The organism is 'Nostoc azollae' 0708, assembly GCF_000196515.1.
Taxonomy (GTDB): domain Bacteria; phylum Cyanobacteriota; class Cyanobacteriia; order Cyanobacteriales; family Nostocaceae; genus Trichormus_B; species Trichormus_B azollae.
The window spans coordinates 3003580-3024755 of sequence record NC_014248.1; the positions used below are offsets into that span (position 1 = coordinate 3003580).

Here is a 21176-nt window from a genome sequence, read left to right on the forward strand (position 1 = left end):
AGAAAAATTAGGTAAGTAATTGATAGTAGGGAAAACAATGCTCTGGTAAAATATTCACAATGAAATCTCTCTCTTGAGTCCAGTAACAGATGTGTTTTTCTTGGTTAAGTGTAACTAAACGAATAGACTGAAAGCATGGAAAAATCCAGCGTAAACTGGTGCGGTCAGTTGGTTTGCCCAATTGATTTTTTACTCTTGATCTAGACTCTCTCAAGGTGGTTCTAACTTGTCATTGAGCTAAAGTATAAACCAGCAGACATAAAACCATAATCATTCCCAGGGACTCTATTCTCTCTGGACTTTCTAGGTAAATACTGTCTGCAAAGAATAATGGGTCTTTGAGAAAAGCAAACCCTCTCTGGCAAGACTGTTAAGCTTTATATTCACTCAAGATGGAGTCATGGCTAAGTTCATTTGAATCCGAAAAGTTTGTAGCAATAATAAAAGGCCCTGTCCTCAGAAATTCTCTATTAATTTTACTTTCATTCTGGGAGAATGTAGCTGATATTTCATAGGGTATCTCTCCTGAACTATATTTTTTCTTAGATTTGATTTGAGTAACTTTACTATGGTTAATTCGGTGATATTTGAATTGTTTGAATAGTTTAGATAACTCCTTGATAGCATCAGCTTCACAAGCAAATTTTTCTGGTGATAACTTTTTGAAATCTTGTACAGCTTTTGATTGTGCCTTGGTAATTCTTTGTGAGAGTTTACCCAGGTCTGATTCTCTTCTTTCTTGACTTTGCACTACTAACCATCTTTGTTCTATTCCTGGATAATTTACTGTTTTTGAAGCTAGTTTATATCCGGGTAAGTTACTATTAACAAATTCTGTTTCTGGTAATATTCATATTAATCATTGTGCTGATCTTACGCTTAATGGTACTGGAGATAACCAGCTTAAATCTGACATCATTTTTAGATTTGATTCTGTATATAAGGACCAGTCTGCTACTATGAGACTGTTAAGTTTTAATTGTTTTTGGTACTCTACTGCTATTTTACCGAAGCATGATGAATCTGCTTGGTTTCCCGATGCTAGTTTTAAAAATATATATTGGTATGTCTCCATCTCCTGAACATATCATTTCTATGATGAACTGTTTTAACTCCGCTCTATGGTCACCAGAATAACCGTAGGTAATGGTTATTTCTTTTGGTGATTTTACTGCTAATTCTTCTATTTCTTGATTATTTCCTACTTTTTGACTCTCAAATATTACTTCTGGTAAGCTGGTATTATATTGCCCATGTATCTGCATTTATGATGAGTCTAGATGGCCTGCTCATAGGGATACTCCAAAAATTTTTGGGCTGCTTTTAAGGCGACAATAAAAAATATTCTATCCAATCCTTTTATAAATAGTTTATCCATGACTCTCCCCAGTTTATCATCCTTGAGATATTCTGGTGTTACTCCTGGTCCTATTAGATGGTCACAGGGGATTGTTTCAAAATCTTAGGGAAATATCATATATAAGGGTTTTTATACAAATCCTAACCCGTTGATTATCATGGCTTTTACTACATGACACGGACTTACTTTCTCTCCAATTCCAACGGTTATTTCTACTACTCCTATGGCGTCTATTATTCCTGCTACTATGCCTAAATGGTCTAGGTTTTGAATTTCCATTTTTTGAAGCTTTGATTTCATAAAAGAATTATCCACAACTCCTGTTGTGATTACATCATTTTTTCTTCTGTTCTAATTTAATTTTTAAATCATTAAATTTTCTTTTCTTTTATCTTCTTTACAAAACTTTATTCTCTCACTCTATTGCCATTTTAATCATACTTGTTCTTATTAACCCTTTTTTTCCTTGAAGGAGCTTTAGTTATTGTGTACTACTATCTGTGACAGTTAGGGTGCGGAAGGAGGGCTCGAAGGGACTCAGACTTGGGATACTTTTATCTCTCTTGTTGCTACTACTTGTAAGTTGGGAATTAGCTTTTTTGAATATATTCGTGACCGCATTTCTAAGGTTGGGAATATTCCCTGTTTGGCGACTATTTTTAACTAAAAATCTGCTCTCAATCCTTTTGGTTGCTCATGGATGCCTGAATAACTTCTTCCCCCGAAGTATTCAGGGGATACCTCCTACTATATTTATGATTTCCTTTACTGTATCGAATAAATCTTTCTGTTCCTATCTCTCTCTGAGGAATAATCTATTCACACTATCATGTGAAACGTTTTCCAATATCTCTGCCAATCTACAACATCCCCGATGCTTTAGTTATGATAGCAAAAGCAGAGTGTAATGTTCCAGATTCCATTCTGCTGTAGCAGGTTTGGTTATTTCTCCAATTCTCCGATACCTGCTAAGTAGATGACATTTTTATCACTACACTATTTTGCTACTTTCTCAGTGGGTAAGTCCTAAAATGATTGGTTTAAATAGAAAGAGCAAAGATGCTAAATAACACCTTTGCTTCTTTGCATCTTTGCGCGAGATAAATCTTAAGAAGCTACTTGCGCTGTTGGACGAGTCCGTCGTCTTCTGCCATCAGCAGCAGCTTTTACGGAAACAGGTGGTTCTTCAGGAATTTGCATCAACAAAGTTAAACATGGTTGACATTGTAACTCCCGACGAAGAGAACGCTGCAATTCTTTTTCTAACATTACTTGCAAACCACCCCAATCAATATCATTTGCTTCGTTTCCGGTGACAAATTCTGACCAACGCACGGTTAGAATCTCTTCAATGCGTTGTTGTACCCATTTTAGTAAAAGTGCTCGATCAATACTTGTCACCACACCTTGCATATGAATTTCTGGTTTCGCCAACAGTTTACCATTCCAATCAATGGCAGCAGCAATGGTCACAAGTCCTTCAGAAGCCATGCGTTGTCGTTCTTGCAAGACTTTTGCACTCACCATCCCAGAACTAGTAGTATCCACCAGTTCAATTCCTGATGATACTTTACCAGCAACACGGATAGATTCTTCCGTGAGTTCGATCACATCTCCATTCTGGATAATAATCATATTTTCAGCAGGTATACCCATACTCTGAGCGGTTTCTGCGTGCTTCACCAACATCCGATGTTCACCGTGGAAAGGTACAAAGAACTTAGGACGAGTTAAAGCAATCATTAGCTTTTGCTCTTCTTGACAGCCGTGGCCAGAAACGTGAATACCTTTATCCCTTCCATAGACTACTTTTGCCCCTTGCATCATCAATTTGTCAATGGTGTTAACTACGGCAATTGTATTTCCTGGAATGGGGTTAGCAGAGAATACAACTGTGTCACCTTCCCAAATTTTAATGTGCGGGTGTTCTTTATTAGCAATCCTGGTCATAGCTGCCATTGTTTCACCCTGGGAGCCAGTGGTCAGAATCAACACATTTTCATCTGGCATCCCACGGACAGTATGTAAGGGTTGGAATAGATTATCTTCGCACTTGATATAACCTAAGTTCCGGGCGTGGGCAATTAAATTCAGCATTGAACGTCCCACAACTGTAACTACACGATTGTGTTTCTTTGCCAGTTGCAAAATCATGTTGATGCGATGTACGCTGGAAGCAAAGGTGGTGACAAATAAGCGCCCAGTAGCTTGAGAAAATACTCGATCCAGGTTGGGGAAAACAGAACGTTCTGATGGTGTAAAACCAGGCACTTCTGAATTAGTAGAGTCACTTAGTAGACACAGTACGCCTTTTTCTCCATGTTCTGCTAACCGTTGCAGATCAAACTTTTCTCCATCGACCGGGGTATGGTCAATTTTAAAATCGCCTGTATGGATAACTACACCTAATGGGGTATGAATAGCAACGGTGAAACTATCAGCTATGGAGTGGGTGTTGCGGATGTATTCGACAAAAAAGGCTTTACCAATGCGGACTATATCGCGAGGCATAACAGTTCTTAATTCGGTGTGATCCCGCACTCCTGCTTCTTCTAATTTACCCTCTAGCATTGCCATTGCTAGTCTGGGTCCATAAATTACGGGGATGTCAAATTGTTTCAGGTGAAAAGCAATCCCACCAATATGATCTTCATGACCATGAGTAACAATCATTCCTTTAATTTTATGGCGATTTTCTCTGAGATATGTTGTATCAGGTAACACAATATTAACGCCGTGCATCGCCTCTGTGGGAAAAGCCAAACCTGCATCTAACAGGATTATTTCGTCCTCGTACTCGAAAACACAGGTATTCTTACCAATTTCATGCAAGCCACCCAAAGGAATAATTTTGAGGGTGGAATCAAGTTCGTTTTTAGCCATTTTCTCCTTGAGATTGTGTGTGGTGTTAGTAAGTTGATAGTTAGCGTTCTTGTATGAAAGACAACTAAAAATATCTATTTAAGTCAGTGTAAAAGCAGATGATTTTGAATTTAGAATATCCAAATTTTCGCTTGAATAAATAAAAGGGATTTTTCACTGAATGATGCTTATACCGCTCAGTTTTAACACAGATGTTAAATTACAACTTAGTAACAAGTTTTACCAATTACTTATAGATATCTCTGGCAACTAGCAATTAGCGAGCGTCCAAAATATTGGCGCTTAGATTAAACTAAGTTTGTTCAGCACGTCCTCTATCTTTTGACAGATTTCTGCGTCAGCTTCCCATAAAGGTGAACGAACTGAACCAACCTCCCAACCTTGAAGTTTTAATGCTTGTTTAACAGGAATGGGATTTGTTGTTAAAAATAAAGCTTTAAACAATGGGAAAAGTTGTAAGTGAATCTCGGTGGCTATTTCCATGCTGCCCATATTAAAGGACTTGATCATCTGTTTTAGTTGATTGCCTACCAGATGAGAAGCCACACTTACTACACCCTTGGACCCAATTGCTAACAGAGGCAATGTTAAAGAGTCATCTCCAGCGTAAATCTGAAATTCTTTTGGTGTCAAGCGGCGGATTTCACTAGCCTGGTCTAAATTCCCACTGGCTTCTTTAATTCCCACTATGTTGTCGATTTTTGCTAGCTGCACCACTGTTTCTGGACATAGGTTTTGACCAGTACGACCGGGGACATTGTATAACAACATCGGTAATTCGGGACAGGCTTGAGCAATCGCCTCAAAGTGCTGATATAATCCCGCCTGGGGCGGTTTGTTGTAATAGGGAACAACTTGTAAAGAACCATGTATTCCTATTTTAGCTGCTTTTTGGGTTGCTGCGATCGCTTCTGTGGTTGAATTAGAACCACAACCAGCAATGACTTTGGCTTTACCTTCTACAGCCTGCAATACCTCAACAAACAACTGGTATTCTTCATCCCAAGTCAATGTAGGGGATTCACCTGTTGTCCCACACACAACTAATGTGTCTGTACCGTTGTCAACCAGATGTACTGCTAATTTGGCTGCTACATCATAGTTAACACTGCCGTCTGGCTTAAACGGCGTAATCATAGCAGTTACAATTGTGCCAAAATCTCCCACCCTCTTTTTACTCCTGATTTATCAGTTGTCAGTTGTCACTTGTCAGTCGTCAAAAACTCATGACTAATGACTAATGACTTAGCCAATTTTTCTCTATTAACAGTTCAGCAATTTGTACTGCATTTAAGGCTGCACCTTTACGGATTTGATCACCACAAAGCCATAATTCCAAACAACAAGGATGAGATATATCTTGGCGAATTCTCCCTACTAAAACTTCATCGCGACCACTAGCTTCTATTGGCATGGGGAAATGATTTGTTTGCCAATCTTCTACAAATCTGATACCAGGGGCTTGGCTTAAAATTTCTCTAGCCTCATGTGGACTAAAAGGTGTCTCGAATTCCAGGTTAATTGCTTCTGAATGGGCGCGAAGTACGGGAACCCGCACACAAGTGGCAGTAATTCTGATTTCTTGACTACCAAATATTTTTCGGGTTTCGTTGACCATTTTTAGTTCTTCCTCACAATATCCTAAATCGGTCATTGGGGAATTATGGGGAAATAAGTTAAAGGCCAATGGATAAGGTAATACCTCAGCAACTGCCGGATGTCCTTGTAATATAGCACTGGTTTGGGTTTTGACCTCCTCCATTGCCTTAGCACCAGCACCACTAGCAGATTGATAGGTGGCAGCAACAATGCGTTTTACTGGTTTAACCTTATGCAATGGCCATACTGCCAAGGTCATTAAAATTGTTGTGCAGTTGGGATTAGCAATAATGCCTCTATGACTAGCTGCGTTTTGGGGATTCACCTCTGGTACTACTAAGGGAACTTCTTGGTTCATCCTGAAGGCGCTGGAGTTATCAATTACAACTGCGTCTTTTTCGATAGCTACACCAGCCCAGGTTTTGGATATCCCACCACCAGCACTAGCCAACACTATATCAATTTTATCGAAGGAATGATCGCTAACAGACTCAATGGGGATATTTTCTCCTTTAAATTTGATCGTTTTCCCCGAACTCCGTGCTGATGCCAGCAACTTTAAGTCAGCAAGGGGAAAATCCCGGTTTTCCAATAGTTCGAGTAACTCTGTGCCAACAGCACCAGTCGCACCCAAAATAGCTACATGATAGGATTTAGACAAATTCACGTCCTCCTTTAACAGGTTATTAGCGATTTTTTTGTATAACTCAATATTTCTATATTGACAAGATTCAGAAATCAAACGAATTTGTATACTTAATCGGATTTTTCACATCTGGTATATTTTAAAAGCAGTTATAGCGCTTTCTTTACTTGATAATAATAATTTTAATTTTTGTTGGTAATAAGTAATCTTTTAGTATTCATTTTGTTTAATTATACACTACTTCATACCAAACTGCTAAGCCAGATAAAAATAGATCATATTCAAGTTGGATATCTTTAAGATATTAATACCTAATTATAGGATCACCTCGGTTGGCTAATGACAAGATTATATCAATAATAGTTATATATTATAATATAACTATTATTGATATACTATCATATGGATATCTCAGACTCATTAAAAAACACTGTAGCTATGTTGATAGGATATCACAGTGTGAGCAATCTGAGTAGAAATTTGGCTCTAATGCTTAATTAAAGTATGTTTCCCTGCACCCTGACCAACTTCAAGGGTTCTGAGCCTATCTTCTGATAAGAAAATATTCCAGCAAAGTGCTAACTCCCTCTCTATTGGCAGTAAACTAGATATCTGCTGAAGGAGAAACTTTTCCGGACTGGATTTGATCATAGCTGCAAGACGTACTCGACAGCTAAAAAGTTCTTCAATCTTTCCTCGCATTCAGATTATGCCATTATCAGCGAGTTGTGGAGAATATTGACGTATAAAAAATCTAGATGCGGAACTAAGGTAAAATTGATTGAGCGGTTGTGGACAAGTTGAATATCGTAATTTGCATCTTACTGTCAATTTAATAAATGCCCCGATAGCTTAGTGTGCCTTAAGCCATATTATAGAGTACGCATGGCAAGTGCGGAATTTACCCCTGTGAAAAACAACCCGCCTTTCGGACTTGTCAGAAGCAGGAAGCAACCAGCAAAACCCTCAATAGTAGGAGCCATTTGTATTGGTTTTGTGTTGCATAAGGACCAGCCTTATAGACTGGTCAAAGCAGGAAGCAAACATCAAAATGTTCTAGTTATCTAAACTATGAACTATTTGTTTAGTTATTGTGTTGCACATCAAGTTAATAACGCAAGCGATACGCTTCTTGTGTGTACTCTCAAGATGAAAACACCAAAAAACAGAGACAAAGTATGAAAGTTACCCAGGAAAAACTTGAGAAAAGTCAGATTGGACTAGAAATAGAGATTACACCAGAAATTACCAAACAAAAATACGAACAGGTCATTAGAAATTTAAGTGGTACTGTAAATATTCCTGGGTTTCGCAGAGGCAAAGTACCCCGGCAGATATTATTACAGCGCCTGGGCGTAGGTCGCATCAAAGCAGCCGTCCTGGAAGAACTAGTCCCTGATGGCATTGAAAAAGCAGTTAAACAAGAAGCAATTTCAGCCATTGGTCAACCACGATTACGCTCCTCTTTTGATGAATTGATTAATAATTATGAACCTGGGAAAGCCCTGATTTTTTCAGCTGCTGTCGATGTAGAACCAGAAGTGATTATTAATCAGTACACAGGTTTTCAACTTCAAGCAGAGGAGATCAACTACGATTCCACAAAGGTCGATACCGTTTTAGACAAAGAACGGCAACAAATGGCAACCTTGATTCCCGTGGAAGGACGAGCATCCCAAATTGGTGATATCGCCGTGGTTGATTTTAAAGGTGTAATTACTAAAGCTGAAGGTGAAGACGAGTCAACAGAACCTACACCGATTCCTGGTGGAGAAGCAACTGATTTTCAAGTTGAATTGGAAGAGGATAAGTTTATCCCTGGTTTCATCTCCGGTATGCTGGGAATGAACCCTGGAGAAACGAGAGAAATTCCGGCTCAGTTTCCAGATCCTTATGCGAACCAGGAATTAGCTGGTAAACCCGCACTGTTTACTGTGACACTCAAAGAAATCAAGGAAAAAGAACTACCAGAACTGAATGACGATTTTGCTCAAGAAGTGAGTGAATTTGAAACATTGGCACAATTGCGGGCATCTTTAGAGGAACGATCTCAAAAAGAAGCTCAAGATCAAACCAAAGCTAATCAGCAAGAAGCTTTGTTGGCAGAACTGATAAAGCATGTGGAGATAGATTTACCTACAACCTTGATTGATCAAGAAGTCGATACTATGCTCACACAAACAGCAATGAAACTGTCAGAGCAAGGATTAGAGGTGAGAAAGCTGTTTACCCAAGATATTATTCCTCAATTGCGGGAGCGATCACAGCCAGAAGCAATTGAGCGCCTCAAACGTTCCCTAGCCCTCCAAGAAATTGGCAACCGCGAATCCATCCAAATTACATCCGCAGAAATAACAGCCAGAGTCAATGAATTGTTAGAACAGTATGCTGACGAGGAAATAGATGAGGAAAGACTGCAAGCAGTGGTGGAAAAGGAACTAAAAAACGAAAAAATCATTGATTGGCTTTTAGCAAACTCATCTGTGGAACTAGTACCAGTTGGTTCTCTCAGCACCACAGAAGAAACTGATTCAGAAGATCACAGCACTGAAGCAGAATAGGGTGTAGGGTTTGGGGAGGATGGGGAGGATGGGGAATCATATATTCCTCCTGAACTCCTGATAGCGTAGCAATAGCCATACTCCTGAAACTCCTAAACTTCAACAGGAACAAATTAAATAAGGCATAATGGTTAAGACATAGCTCAAATACAAATTCAACTTCTGAGAAAATCAGCCATAACGGCTACAAAGTCTGTCCCAGTTAACTTATTGTTAAATATTCTTGTATGCTTGTATCGCAGTCGGGAAATTACCCAATCAGCAGCTTGAGTCCCATCAGCATTAGCTGTAACTACAGTAGTCCTAACAACATAGTACCCATGGTGGTAGAACAATCCGGTATGGGAGAAAGGGCTTTTGACATCTACTCCCGCCTACTGCGAGAGAGGATTATTTTTTTGGGAACACCAATAGATGATAATGTAGCCAACTCAATTGTGGCGCAATTGCTATTTCTGGACGCTGAAGACTCAGGAAAAGATATTCAACTTTACATTAATTCTCCTGGTGGCTCAGTCTACGCAGGAATGGCAATCTATGATACGATTCAACAAATACGCCCCGATGTTGTTACTATCTGTTTTGGATTAGCTGCCAGTATGGGGGCATTTTTGTTAACGGCTGGGACAGCAGGAAAACGTATGTCTCTGCCTGACTCGCGGATTATGATTCACCAACCCCTTGGTGGCGCTCAAGGACAAGCAATTGATATTGAAATTCAAGCGCGAGAAATTCTTTACATTAAGGGCAACTTGAATCAGCTAATGGCCAAACATACTGGTCAACCATTGGACAGAATCGAGGCAGATACGGAACGCGACTTTTTTATGTCGGCAGAAGAGGCGAAAAACTACGGTTTGATTGATCAGGTTATTTCTAGACAAAATCTCCCCACAGTAGGGGAAAACGTCACCATTCTGAAATAAGAGGCTTGGTATGTCTAAGTACGACTCCCATTTAAAATGTTCGTTTTGCGGCAAGTCTCAGGAACAGGTGCGTAAATTAATCGCGGGTCCGGGAGTCTACATCTGCGATGAATGCGTTGACTTGTGTAATGAAATCTTAGATGAGGAGTTGCTTGATACGAGTGGTGCAGCCTCCCAACCAGCACCACGGTCAGAACCACCTCAAAAACGCCGTACCCGTTCTGCCAATATCTCGTTTAATCAAATACCCAAGCCTAGAGAAATTAAGAAATATTTAGACGAACACGTTATTGGTCAAGATGAAGCCAAAAAAGTGTTGTCAGTCGCTGTTTACAATCACTACAAGCGGTTGGCTGTAATCCAGTCTAAAGGTAATGGCAAGGGTGGAGCAGATGATGCGGTAGAAATACAAAAGTCTAATATTTTATTAATGGGTCCGACTGGTTGCGGTAAAACCCTATTAGCACAAACTCTCGCTAAAATCCTTGATGTCCCCTTTGCAGTAGCTGATGCCACAACTCTTACAGAAGCAGGGTATGTGGGGGAAGATGTGGAAAATATCTTGCTGCGACTTTTGCAAGTGGCAGATTTGGATGTTGAGGAAGCACAGCGGGGAATTATTTACATTGATGAAATTGATAAAATTGCCCGTAAGAGTGAAAATACTTCAATTACAAGGGATGTTTCTGGGGAAGGTGTACAGCAAGCTTTGCTGAAAATGCTGGAAGGAACAACTGCAAATGTTCCCCCCCAAGGTGGACGTAAGCATCCTTATCAAGACTGTATCCAGATTGATACTAGTAACATCCTATTTATCTGTGGTGGTGCTTTTGTAGGTTTGGAAAAAGTTGTAGATCAGAGAGTGGGCAAAAAGTCAATTGGTTTTGTTCAATCTGGGGAAGGTCAGTCTAAAGAGAAACGAGCTGCTGATACTCTGCGTCATCTTGAACCTGATGATTTGGTGAAATTTGGTATGATTCCCGAATTTATAGGGCGGATGCCAATGGTGGCGGTGGTAGATCCTCTGGATGAAGAGGCGCTGATGGCAATCCTTACCCAACCACGTAGTGCTTTGGTGAAGCAATACCAAAAACTGCTGAAGATGGATAATGTTCAGTTAGATTTTAAACCAGAAGCTTTGCGAGCGATCGCTCAAGAGGCTCATCGACGCAAAACTGGGGCGCGGGCACTGCGGGGTATTGTGGAAGAATTGATGTTGGATGTGATGTATGAGTTGCCATCTCGGAAAGATGTAACTCGCTGCACAGTAACAAGGGAAATGGTAGAGAAACGTTCTACTGCGGAACTGTTGGTCCATCCTTCTTCGCTACCCAAACCAGAATCAGCATAATTGAGGAGTCAGGAGTCAAGAGTTCTTTAATTTTGACTATTGGCTATTGACTTTTGATTTTATAATTTTTAACTGTGAAGAATGGCTTATATAAATGTTCGCGGAGTTGAGCATTATTACGAGTGGATAAAAAAACCATCGAGTTTGGTCAAGCCTGTAATGGTTTTCATTCACGGCTGGGCTGGTTCCTCTAGGTATTGGCGCAGTACGGCTGAGGCTTTATTGGGAGAATTTGACTGTTTACTATATGATATGCGTGGTTTTGGGCACTCTGGTGGTAAACCTAGCATTGTCCAAGCTGGTAAGTCTGTGGTTGAGTCACAGTCAACAGAGGGACAAGGTGAAGCAATTGCTGAGTTAAGTTATGAATTAACAGAATACGCTGAAGACTTAGCTGCTTTATTAGATGGGTTGCAACTTCAGCGTGTTTATATTAATGCTCATTCCATGGGCGCTTCTGTTGCGACTTTATTTTTTAACCGTTATCCTGAACGAGTGAAAAAGGGAGTTTTAACCTGTAGCGGCATTTTTGAATATGATGAGAAAGCCTTTGCTGCTTTTTATAAGTTTGGTAGATTAGTAGTTAAATTCCGTCCTAAGTGGTTAGGTAACATACCTTTAGCTGACAAGATATTTATGGCCAGATTTGTCCATAGTTCTATTCCCAAATCCGAGAGACAAGCTTTTTTACAAGACTTTATTAGTGCTGATTATGATGCAGCGTTAGGAACTATTTTTACTTCTGTTAGTAAAGCTCAATCGGAATTAATGCCCACAGAATTTGCTAAATTATCAGTCCCAACATTGCTAGTGGCGGGTGAATATGACATTATCATTCCGGTAGAAATGGGACGACAAGCAGCAGCATTAAATCACAACATTGAGTTTTTCGTAGTTCCTAATACTGCGCATTTCCCAATGTTGGAAGATTCAGAAACTTATTTAGGAAGGATAAGAGAGTTTTTAAATGATTGCTAATTGCGATAGCAGGTGACAGAGTTAAAAATCTTAATTATGTATGTCTAAGTTTAAGCACTCAGCTAATGCCTAACGGCAAGGTACACGAACAGCAGTCACCTTTTTCAGGCTAACGCCAAAAATACCTATTGGATAACTAACCAATTTCTGAAAAATTCTGACTCCTTAATTCTTATGTCTAAGTTTGATGATAGCTTTATGCTGTCATCCAAATGAAAACTTCCATATTGCGTTATTTTAGAGGTAGATTTAGAGGTAGATAAGGTGTAAATTTATGACTGTTACTACTAATTTACAGCAACTCTATAAAACTGATGACCATCTATGGTTATTACAAACTATTGAATTATTAGACCTCTTGAAGAATTAATTTATTTTATGTTATAATGGGATTTTGTCTTTATTATACCCAAAAAGTTAGAGTTACAGGGTTATGTTTGAGTTAGCGAGCACAAGGAACACCAGAAATATATAAAATCTAAATCTCTCTATTCTACTACAGAAACAATTTTACAAGAGGTCTATTGAAACAAAGTCATTTTGATGAACTAGATTTAGAAAATCTAATTCAGGAGTTGGAAGACTTGGATAATGAAAAGAAAAATGCTGTAGGAAGGGAAGCATCCCAATTTAGGAAGAAGATGAAAGAAATGAGAAATAATTTGCGATGATGCCTCGCGAATTCAGGGTGACTATACGAATGCGGTCCATAACTGAGAAGATTATGGGAATCAGAGAGTATGGTTTAAAACAATCACAGCAGAAGATAAAAGACTCTTAGAAGCTCACATCAAACAAAATAGATAGCCAAAATCTTTTATAAAAATACCCCACCCGAGAAAATGGAAACATTTGAGGGCATCGAAACATCTGTAGGCGACCAGGTTTTAGAACATGTCAGTCCGAAAAGCGCCTTTTTTTGTCGGAGAAAAGACTGTCACAACAAGGGCAAAACACGGACAATAAGGAGTTGCATTGGTAAGATTAAAGTCACTAACAAACAAGCATCTCCTTTGGGGAGAGAACCGTATAGGCGATTTAGCCCATTGGTTGAAAAGTGCTGTTTGTTACTTTCAGCCAAGGAGTCATTCCAGGACGCAGAGAATGACCTTAAGGTTCTAATGGAACGTAAACACAAATCAAGCCCAAATGTAGTCCTAACTGGCTTGGTAAGAAGGAAACACGTCCGGATTCCAGTTGAACCAATCAATAAATGGAAAAGATATGGCTGTTCTCAATGCTTCTAAAGCTTGAGTAAAAGTATTCAAAGGTTTCTTAGCCCACCTTGGTCTTAATCCTCCAGTCCACTGATGGCCAAGAATAAAAGTGTAGGCACAGAAAACCAAAATAAAATGGCGCAGTTAACTGCTTTTATCTCCAACTTGATATTCTTTGAGTCCTAACCATCCCTGGGCTTCCCTGCAAAAAACTTCTACCCAATTTCTTTGATAATATGTATCAACTATCTATTGGGGTGTGACAATTGATGAAGAAACATTGGTAATAAAGTAGTCAATATCAGTGGCTTGAGAGAAATTAGAACCGTTGATGAGGATAGCAATATTGCCCTTTCCACTTAAGGCTGATATTTCTACTTCTTTAGTTACTACCCATAATGTTTTGGTTTTATCTAACTGCAGTTGAATTTGTGTAACAGTCTCTTGGGGTAAACTTTGTGCTAATTCATCTAAGCTAATTATTTGTGGAATATCCTTTTGGTCACTGCCAAGGACTTTGGGATTTTTAGCTAATCCTCCTCAATACTTTAAATGCCGATTTTCTATCTTTAATAAGAAAGATGTATTGTGGCCATATCCAGGATCTATAATTACTATTCCTGGTTGATAACCACGGCTTAAGGTCAGATTTATTAATTTAATTCTTAACTCAGGTTTATTCTCAAATAGAGGGTCTTGTTTCCCTTTGGGTAAGGAATCACCGTGGTGATATAACTCTATATGTAATGGTAAGCTTTTACTGCCATCATAATAGATGTATGTGTTGTTACTACTACTATTCCATTATCCCTTTTCCCAATTTCTCCAATATATTTTCTTCCTACTCCATCCCTGAAATTCCCGCTTTTCCTATGGTCATAATCATCAATTATTAAGCTAAATCCTCTGGTGATTCTCCTCTGACTACACTTGTTCATAATCTCTAACCGACGGTCATTGACTTGGGAACTGGACTAAGGTGCTGCAGTTAAACAGTGGTGTAATCGGTGGTAAGTCACCCCTAGGGCATTCTCTGCCATTTCAAATAGGTTTTTTCTCTCACTTTCACCCAATAATCCCCCTAAATAATGTCTAAACTCCTTTTTTGCGCCTTATGAGTAAGTACATCATCAAACCTTTAACACCATCTTTCAAACCATGGTGCCATTGCTACGGCAGTGGTTTTTTTCATCAGCTTCTTTTAACGTGAAAGCTACACCGAAATTGCATTATACTCCTTTCTTTTTACTCTTAACTTTTGTTTAAGTCCCGCTAAGAGGGATAGAATTTGGTTATAGTACCTATCATTGCCAAATCAAAAAAGTGGACTTATCTCCCCCGAAGGTAAAACAGAAATTAACAGAGGTCTGCGTAGAGGGGGGAAAAGTGCGGTTAGGCTCTCAAGAGAAAGGAAAGCCTGTGTACTTGTAAGGAGTATAAAAAAATAGAGCGATTAGAGGGTATATATTAAGGAGCATTCTTTCAAGACAATCTCTCCCTAAGTAATTGGGTCAATAGCCAAAACATCGGTAAAACTCTTTACTGCTTGGGAGATGGGCATGATGGAATTTGGAATCTATTTGCAGAAATTGCCGACTCTGATATTCGTCACAGGATAAAATAGCTCGATTTCAGTAAAGTGGGTATTGCCACCCTACTTGATTGAAAATGGTACAAGATGTCAGGTTAAACCCAGTTCTCGTTTAAGCAAATTAATTGATAGAGAACCAATATAGTTTTCACAGCGAATTAGTTTAGGTGGACGAATTAGGTCTTCTAAAACTGTTTGTATAGTTTCTTGTGCGTTTAAATAACTGACCTGATCGGTACAAAAGATTATTTCTGACCGTTTAACGATCGCGTGTAATTTATAAGTGTCCTTTGGCTGGGAAGTCATGACTAATAGTTCATCACCGCGTAATCCGTGAAGGATGACTTCTGTGGCTCTGAGAATCCCAGGACTGAGGCTAACTATACCAATACAAATCGCTTTGGGTAGGCTTTTCACTACATTGAGTTCTTTGCCATAGTCGTGAATATCTAGGGGAATTACACGCACAGCTTTGGGGGCGGCGATCGCTTCCACTTCTCCGATAAAATATCGACTGGTAACTAATGTAGCTGAGGTAGTTTGATCTAGTACCGCTATTAATTCTTCCATGGCTACTAGTTGGACTGGAATTTGCAAGGATTCTTCCAGTTCGTCGGCCATTAATTCTCCAGCACCGATATCTTGAGATGGTGCTATTACAAGCACTCTGGCACTACAACGCAAGCGCCAGTCAACTTCTGCTAAAAACAGTTCCCGTGCTTGATTAAGAGAACAACCTTGACCAAGTAAGTCATCTAAGGCTTGTTGAACTACTTTATATGCTTCGGGATATTGTTTAAGAATTGGGGACTGTAATCTACTTCCACCCTCATGACCTTGAGAACGGACATAAATTCCTGAACCTGCTAGACTTTCGACAAATCCTTCTTCTTCCAACTGGCGGTAAACTTTGCTAATGGTGTTACGATGTAAACCGGTTTGCATTGCTAACGCCCTGGTGCTTGGTAATTTATAACCGGGTGGATACTGCCCGGATGCGATCGCAAATCGGAGTTGATTGAATAATTGAGCAGAAGCAGGAATTTCACTGTCTGGCTGAATACGGAATTGAATCATTACTAATTCTCCTGATAGCTGGTATTTACACTTAACCAGATGGATCTTTTATGGCAACAGATAACTGAAAGGTGAGAGGTGAAAAAGTTGAAGGTCTGTTTGTCTCTAAGTTTGATCATCAGCTGATTTCTTCATCACCTTGAAAGTTCCTATACCTGTTAAATGTATTATTAATGGGTTAAATAGCTCTGGATAATACAGCAGGAGTCAGGAGTAAAGCTCTCTTGCTATCTAGTTTTCAATTTAGATTCTGTACCTCATTGATCTGCGATCTACTGTATTGCTAATGTTTTCAACCTAGCTAGTTGATAATTTAGTGATAAACATCTTGAACATATTGGCATATGATTTATATCAAATCATAAAAGATTGGTAAAAATTATTATGACAGACCTAGCCATAGTTACTACAAAAGTTAATCTGCCCCAAGATGATTGCCAAATTGAGGCTTAGAGATGATTTATAAAGTAAATGTTTAGGAGACAAGAGGAAGTAGCATAATTCTAGTCATAAGAGCATATATAGCTCCTTCCCTTATTTGTGTTAAACGCTCATAATCCTTGCTTAGACGATGATATTGGTTAAACCACCCAAATGTTCTTTCTACTACCCAGGGTTGTGGTAAAACTTTAAATTCTTGCTCAGTAGGTCCTATGACTTCAACATGAGCTTGAATCAGGAACCAAACTGCAAGTGCAAATTTATCACCGTCATAACCGGAATCAACCCATAAAACTTGGACTTTTTCCAATAATTCTGTGGGTTCCTCTAGCAGTTCCATTAGTGCATATGCAGCAAGTATTCCTTCTGGGGCATTCGCTTCACTAACAACAACTTTCAACACAAGTCCCAGGCTATCAACTAAAGTCTGCCCCTTTCTTCCTTTTACCTTTTTACATCCGTCAAAACCATACACATCCGCTTTCTTTGGTCAGTTTTGACCGACTGACTGTCTGCAGCGAGCGCGGTAGGTTGTGTTGATTTACCTAATTTCGAGCGAACTTGACTACCCAATGTATGGTTGAATTTTTCCCAAACCCCCTGGCCCTGCCATTTCCTGTAATAGCTATATACCGTTGACCTTGGCGGGAAGTCACCTGGAAGCATATTCCATTGACATCCAGTTTTCAAATGAAAATAGATGGCATTACATATTTCACCCATATCTGTTGTGGGTGGATGCCCTCCTTCTTTGGCTGATGGAATCAATGGGGCCAGGATTTCCTAGTCCATATCAGTTAAGTCTGTGGGGTAAGACTTTCGTGCCATGATTAGCTATGTAAATACACTACATTTTATGTATCCTATCCTTCCAACATTCCTTTTCTACTCCTCTTTACATTTACTTTATCAATAGCCTCTGAGAGCAAAACCAACAGCACCTGGGATTTATCCCAGGTGCTGTTGGTTTTACAAGAAATTTTTGGGGTTAATGTTCATATTCGAGATGTGACAGAACGGATTGCTAAGTTGGGATATGTTGCTATAGGTAGCACTAGCACTTTTTCAACTTCAAGCCCCTGGATTTGAAACTGGTTAAACCTCCAAAGATATGGAAGTTGGTAGAAAGTACGCCTGGTCACAAACTACAGCCTCACAACTCTTAAGCGATATTCAAGCAGCTATTAATTACCTCACAACCCTCCCAGAAGTTAACCCAGAGAAGTTTGGCTGTATTGGCTTTTGTTTTGGTGGTCATGTAGCATACCTAGTGGCTACACTCCCTGATATTCAAGTTACCCCGTCCTTTTATGGTGCCAGAATTACCACTTCCACCCCCGAAGGAGGAGAACCAACTATCAACCGTACAAAACATATTCAAGGAACTCTCTATACTTCCTTTGGGATAGAAGATGCTAGCATTCCCCAAACAGAAGTAGATCAGATTGTAGAACAATTAGGAAGATATAACATTTCCCATCGTGTGTTTCGCTACGATAGATATCTGAACATGGGTTTTTCTGTTACCGTCGTGGCAGTTATAATCCTAAAGCGGCTGCGGATGCTTGGGGGCAAGTGCAACAACTTTTTGGTCAACTCATCTGACAACCTACACCCTCCTTAGTCAGTAGTGAGTGAAAAATAACTGACAACTGACCACTGACGACTGACAAATAACAAATAACAACTTATCTTCAAAGTCATGAATTCCGAATCAAAAAATTCTCAAACAGCCAATTCGTCTTTTTCAATGGACGACTTTGCTAAAGCACTAGAAAAACACGATTACCAATTTCAAAAGGGACAAGTTGTACATGGTAAAGTATTTCAGCTTGACCATGACGGCGCTTATGTTGATATTGGAGGCAAATCATCCGCTTTTCTTCCCCGTGATGAGGTTTCTTTGAGAGTAGTAACTAATTTATCAGATGTGTTACCGATGAATGAGGAACTAGAATTCTTGATTATTCGGGATCAGGATGCTGAAGGTCAAGTAACCCTTTCTCGTAAGCAGTTGGAAATTCAGCACCTATGGGATACGTTAACCCAAATGCAGGAAAATTCCCAAACTATACAAGCACGAGTAACAGGTGTAAATAAAGGTGGGATTACAGTTGAAGTTCTATCTTTAAGAGGATTTATTCCGCGATCGCATTTATCCGAACGTGATAACCTAGAAGCACTCAAAGGTCAAACTCTCACCGCTGGCTTTTTAGAAGTCAATCGTAATACCAAAAAACTCATTCTCTCAGAACGTTTAGCAACTCGTTCCAGCAACTTCAGTTTATTAGAAGTCGGTCAGTTGGTAGAAGGAACAATTACAGGTATTAAGCCTTTTGGTGTATTCGTAGATTTAGAAGGTGTTAGCGCCTTGCTGCACATCAAACAAGTTAGCCAAAAATTTATTGAGTCTTTAGAAAAAGTTTTTCAAATTGGTCAGCAAATTAAAGCTGTAATTATCGACTTAGATCAAGGTAAAGGTAGAGTAGCTATTTCTACCAGAGTTCTGGAAAACTTCGCTGGTGAAGTAGTGGAAAATATGGCAGAAGTAATGGCTTCCGCAGAAGCGCGTGCTCATCGGGCGGCTAATAAACCTTCTTCCGAATAGGGGATTGGTGATTGGGGACTTGTCATTCTTCCCACTGACCTTGTGACTCCTGAATCCTGACTCCTCACACCTGCTATCACATCATTTCGAGCTGACGGTAGCTGCTGTGGAGTTGTTCTAATTTCTCTTCACTAAAGGCGAAATTAATGAATGTAATTAATTGCCACCAATTTTGTAATATACAATCGGAAGTAGCTTCACTTAGTTGAAGGGTCCAAAATTCTGCCCACCAGTAGGGAGCATGTTTTCTTTCGGTATAACTATGGTGTTTAGTCCAGCGTTTACGCCATTTGGTACAGTCTGGGCTAGTTGGTGAACCTACTCTGATAATTGGCGGAAAATAGGCGTAACTGACAAATTTGCGTAAACCTTTGCCGTGGACATAAACCACATATCGCCAGAACTCCACGCTATAAATATTTTCAAAACCAATTCGGAACATTACGAAAACTGCTTTTGCTGTGACAAATCTTGCTTGTGGATGAAGTGTTGACGATTTGTGAACAATTTGCGATGAGCAAACAAGTGTTGTTTTTGGCTGGAAAGATGTTACCATGAAAATGTCTGTAACTAGAGTAGATTTTCTCTTCGTTGCTTAACGGAGCTGAAAACAAATTCTGGTTAACAAGTTTTCTTTAAGTGATCGCTTTTCAGTTTGTAAGCCCGAAGATGGTTGTTTGATATGATACAATCTATTCAACGATATAATTCAATCGTTGATATAATTCAATCGTTTTTCAGTAGTCAATGGGGCTGATTAAGCTAAGAATTCGAGAATTTGCTAATGAGAAGGGTTGGATGCTGAAAGATATCAAAGTATTAAGTTTAGAGGATTTCAATCAACAGAGCGTCTCAAAAGAAACAGTTCTCATTACTAAACTAATAGTATGCGGCTATTAGATGGGTATCTATGGGGGCAGTTTGATGGTAAGAAATCATGATCTCGTCAAAATAACAAGACCACAAAGACAAATACTATCGTGATTCTATCAAGAAATCCTAAAAAAATACCTGAGTAATAGATAATTAATCACCCTAAAAATGTTGGTATGGGGACTTAAAACTCATAAAGAAGTAAGAATAGAAAGATTAGCTGCCAACCTACCGTTACCAATACAAGAAAACAGCGGTAGTCGTCATCCTAACATCTTTCAAAATAAAGGTTTTAACCGTTGTAATTTAGTGGTTTATTGGAAACACAAATATCGTGGTAAGCAAGAACCAGAACCTCGGTATTTATCAAGTAATCTGCCAGATGTATCAACGGCAGTCAAAATATATCGTCAACGTTTTGGAATTGAAGCTATGTTTAAAGACTGTAAACCTGGGGGTAGTTATAAGTTAGAAACTTCCCAAGCTTATCCCCATAGACTTGTACGCCTTATTTTATTGATTGCTTTGGCAATGACTCCTGCATGGTTACAAGGTCAAGAAACTCAATTTACAAGAAAACAATGTTATGTTTGTCGTCCTTGTGAAAATCAAAGAACTAGAAGAAGGAACAGTGGTTTTTCGATAGGTTCATAGGGTTATCCTTAGGTAGTTTCTATGAATGAGTGTCAAACATTCGTCTTGGAAATGATGGCTGCCGTTCGCAATAAACAGCCATTTTACCAGCAGGGTCTGATAGCTATGATGCTTACAGAGCAACCTTTTTAACTTCTTTATCCCCCCATAAACTCCTTTTGTTCAGCAAGTTTGCTTGAACCCAACCATTTTGATAATAACAAGGGTTTTCCCGATCACATCTACTTTGCTGGTGAAGAAACCCATGGTAGTACACAATTTTCTCTAGGTATCGCTACTAATAGACCTATTGCAAAATTATTTGTGTAGTAGGATGGAGAGTTTTAGATTTTATGTATTTTTGGTGTTCTTTGGGCTCGCTAATTCAACCATAACCGCGACACCCTCTCATTATAACATAAAACTAATTCT

General features: G+C 39.3%; 14 protein-coding genes and 6 pseudogenes. 10 read left to right on the forward strand and 10 right to left on the reverse strand.

Annotated elements, in window-relative coordinates:
- Positions 1–7 precede the first annotated feature (7 nt).
- The 5 genes and pseudogenes from AAZO_RS43785 to AAZO_RS13930 all read right to left on the reverse strand — a co-directional run bounded on the left by AAZO_RS43785 (position 8) and on the right by AAZO_RS13930 (position 6503).
- Positions 8–1660: pseudogene (locus AAZO_RS43785) on the reverse strand (IS1634 family transposase).
- A 496-nt stretch (positions 1661–2156) separates the two neighbouring features.
- Positions 2157–2315 (reverse strand): annotated as a pseudogene (locus AAZO_RS38315) (IS701 family transposase); the annotation flags it as partial.
- A gap of 152 nt (positions 2316–2467) precedes the next feature.
- The gene (locus tag AAZO_RS13920; protein ID WP_013191756.1) at positions 2468–4243 is read right to left on the reverse strand and encodes a ribonuclease J; all 1776 of its coding nucleotides are present in this window, start codon (positions 4241–4243) and stop codon (positions 2468–2470) included.
- 282 nt (positions 4244–4525) lie between these two features.
- Positions 4526–5410, reverse strand: coding sequence for a 4-hydroxy-tetrahydrodipicolinate synthase (gene dapA, locus AAZO_RS13925; protein ID WP_013191757.1), 885 nt, complete (start codon positions 5408–5410; stop codon positions 4526–4528).
- Between the two features lie 70 nt (positions 5411–5480).
- A complete protein-coding gene (locus AAZO_RS13930; protein ID WP_013191758.1) occupies positions 5481–6503 on the reverse strand; it encodes an aspartate-semialdehyde dehydrogenase in 1023 nt (340 codons plus the stop codon).
- 1163 nt (positions 6504–7666) lie between these two features.
- On the opposite strand from AAZO_RS13930, the gene tig reads away from it, so the two are divergent.
- Positions 7667–9049: a trigger factor gene (gene tig, locus AAZO_RS13945; protein ID WP_013191761.1), complete on the forward strand. Its 1383-nt coding sequence runs from the start codon at positions 7667–7669 to the stop codon at positions 9047–9049.
- A gap of 155 nt (positions 9050–9204) precedes the next feature.
- On the opposite strand, the gene AAZO_RS38320 is transcribed toward tig, so the two are convergent.
- On the reverse strand, positions 9205–9384 hold the full coding sequence (locus AAZO_RS38320) for a hypothetical protein (RefSeq protein WP_228371785.1): 180 nt from the start codon (positions 9382–9384) through the stop codon (positions 9205–9207).
- On the opposite strand from AAZO_RS38320, the gene clpP reads away from it, so the two are divergent.
- The 5 genes and pseudogenes from clpP to AAZO_RS38330 all read left to right on the forward strand — a co-directional run.
- Positions 9316–9975, forward strand: a complete 660-nt coding sequence (clpP, locus tag AAZO_RS13950; protein ID WP_275450195.1) for an ATP-dependent Clp endopeptidase proteolytic subunit ClpP — start codon at positions 9316–9318, stop codon at positions 9973–9975. The genes AAZO_RS38320 and clpP overlap by 69 nt on opposite strands.
- 10 nt (positions 9976–9985) lie before the next feature.
- Entirely contained in the window at positions 9986–11326 is a 1341-nt protein-coding gene (gene clpX, locus AAZO_RS13955) for an ATP-dependent protease ATP-binding subunit ClpX (protein WP_013191763.1), read from the forward strand.
- Between the two features lie 81 nt (positions 11327–11407).
- The gene (locus tag AAZO_RS13960) at positions 11408–12304 is read left to right on the forward strand and encodes an alpha/beta fold hydrolase (protein WP_013191764.1); all 897 of its coding nucleotides are present in this window, start codon (positions 11408–11410) and stop codon (positions 12302–12304) included.
- Between the two features lie 524 nt (positions 12305–12828).
- On the forward strand, positions 12829–12975 hold the full coding sequence (locus AAZO_RS38325; protein WP_228371195.1) for a DUF29 family protein: 147 nt from the start codon (positions 12829–12831) through the stop codon (positions 12973–12975).
- Positions 12976–13057: 82 nt separating this feature from the next.
- Positions 13058–13425, forward strand: a pseudogene (locus AAZO_RS38330) (ISKra4 family transposase); the annotation flags it as partial.
- A gap of 36 nt (positions 13426–13461) precedes the next feature.
- Here AAZO_RS38330 and AAZO_RS30415 read toward each other — a convergent pair.
- Positions 13462–14713 (reverse strand): annotated as a pseudogene (locus AAZO_RS30415) (IS701 family transposase).
- Positions 14714–14793: 80 nt separating this feature from the next.
- Here AAZO_RS30415 and AAZO_RS33860 point away from each other — a divergent pair.
- Positions 14794–15139 (forward strand): annotated as a pseudogene (locus AAZO_RS33860) (ISKra4 family transposase); the annotation flags it as partial.
- Positions 15140–15202: 63 nt separating this feature from the next.
- Here AAZO_RS33860 and AAZO_RS13975 read toward each other — a convergent pair.
- Together AAZO_RS13975 and AAZO_RS30420 are read right to left on the reverse strand one after the other, a co-directional pair.
- The gene (locus AAZO_RS13975) at positions 15203–16189 is read right to left on the reverse strand and encodes a GntR family transcriptional regulator (protein WP_013191767.1); all 987 of its coding nucleotides are present in this window, start codon (positions 16187–16189) and stop codon (positions 15203–15205) included.
- 475 nt (positions 16190–16664) lie between these two features.
- Positions 16665–17410, reverse strand: a protein-coding gene (locus AAZO_RS30420; protein WP_228371712.1) for an IS5 family transposase whose coding sequence is annotated in 2 segments (ribosomal slippage) — positions 16665–17122 and positions 17122–17410 — 747 coding nt in all. Because the reading frame shifts where the segments join, the coding sequence is not laid out codon by codon here.
- 139 nt (positions 17411–17549) lie between these two features.
- On the opposite strand from AAZO_RS30420, the pseudogene AAZO_RS13990 reads away from it, so the two are divergent.
- Both AAZO_RS13990 and AAZO_RS13995 read left to right on the forward strand, forming a co-directional pair.
- Positions 17550–18235: pseudogene (locus AAZO_RS13990) on the forward strand (dienelactone hydrolase family protein).
- Between the two features lie 97 nt (positions 18236–18332).
- Positions 18333–19238 carry a S1 RNA-binding domain-containing protein gene (locus tag AAZO_RS13995; RefSeq protein WP_013191769.1) on the forward strand — a complete coding sequence of 302 codons (906 nt, stop codon included), beginning with the start codon at positions 18333–18335 and terminating at the stop codon, positions 19236–19238.
- A gap of 76 nt (positions 19239–19314) precedes the next feature.
- Here AAZO_RS13995 and AAZO_RS14000 read toward each other — a convergent pair whose 3' ends face one another.
- The gene (locus AAZO_RS14000; protein ID WP_013191770.1) at positions 19315–19794 is read right to left on the reverse strand and encodes a hypothetical protein; all 480 of its coding nucleotides are present in this window, start codon (positions 19792–19794) and stop codon (positions 19315–19317) included.
- Positions 19795–20282: 488 nt separating this feature from the next.
- On the opposite strand from AAZO_RS14000, the gene AAZO_RS33865 reads away from it, so the two are divergent.
- Positions 20283–20765, forward strand: coding sequence for a hypothetical protein (locus AAZO_RS33865; protein ID WP_228371196.1), 483 nt, complete (start codon positions 20283–20285; stop codon positions 20763–20765).
- The last annotated feature ends 411 nt before the right edge of the window (positions 20766–21176 follow it).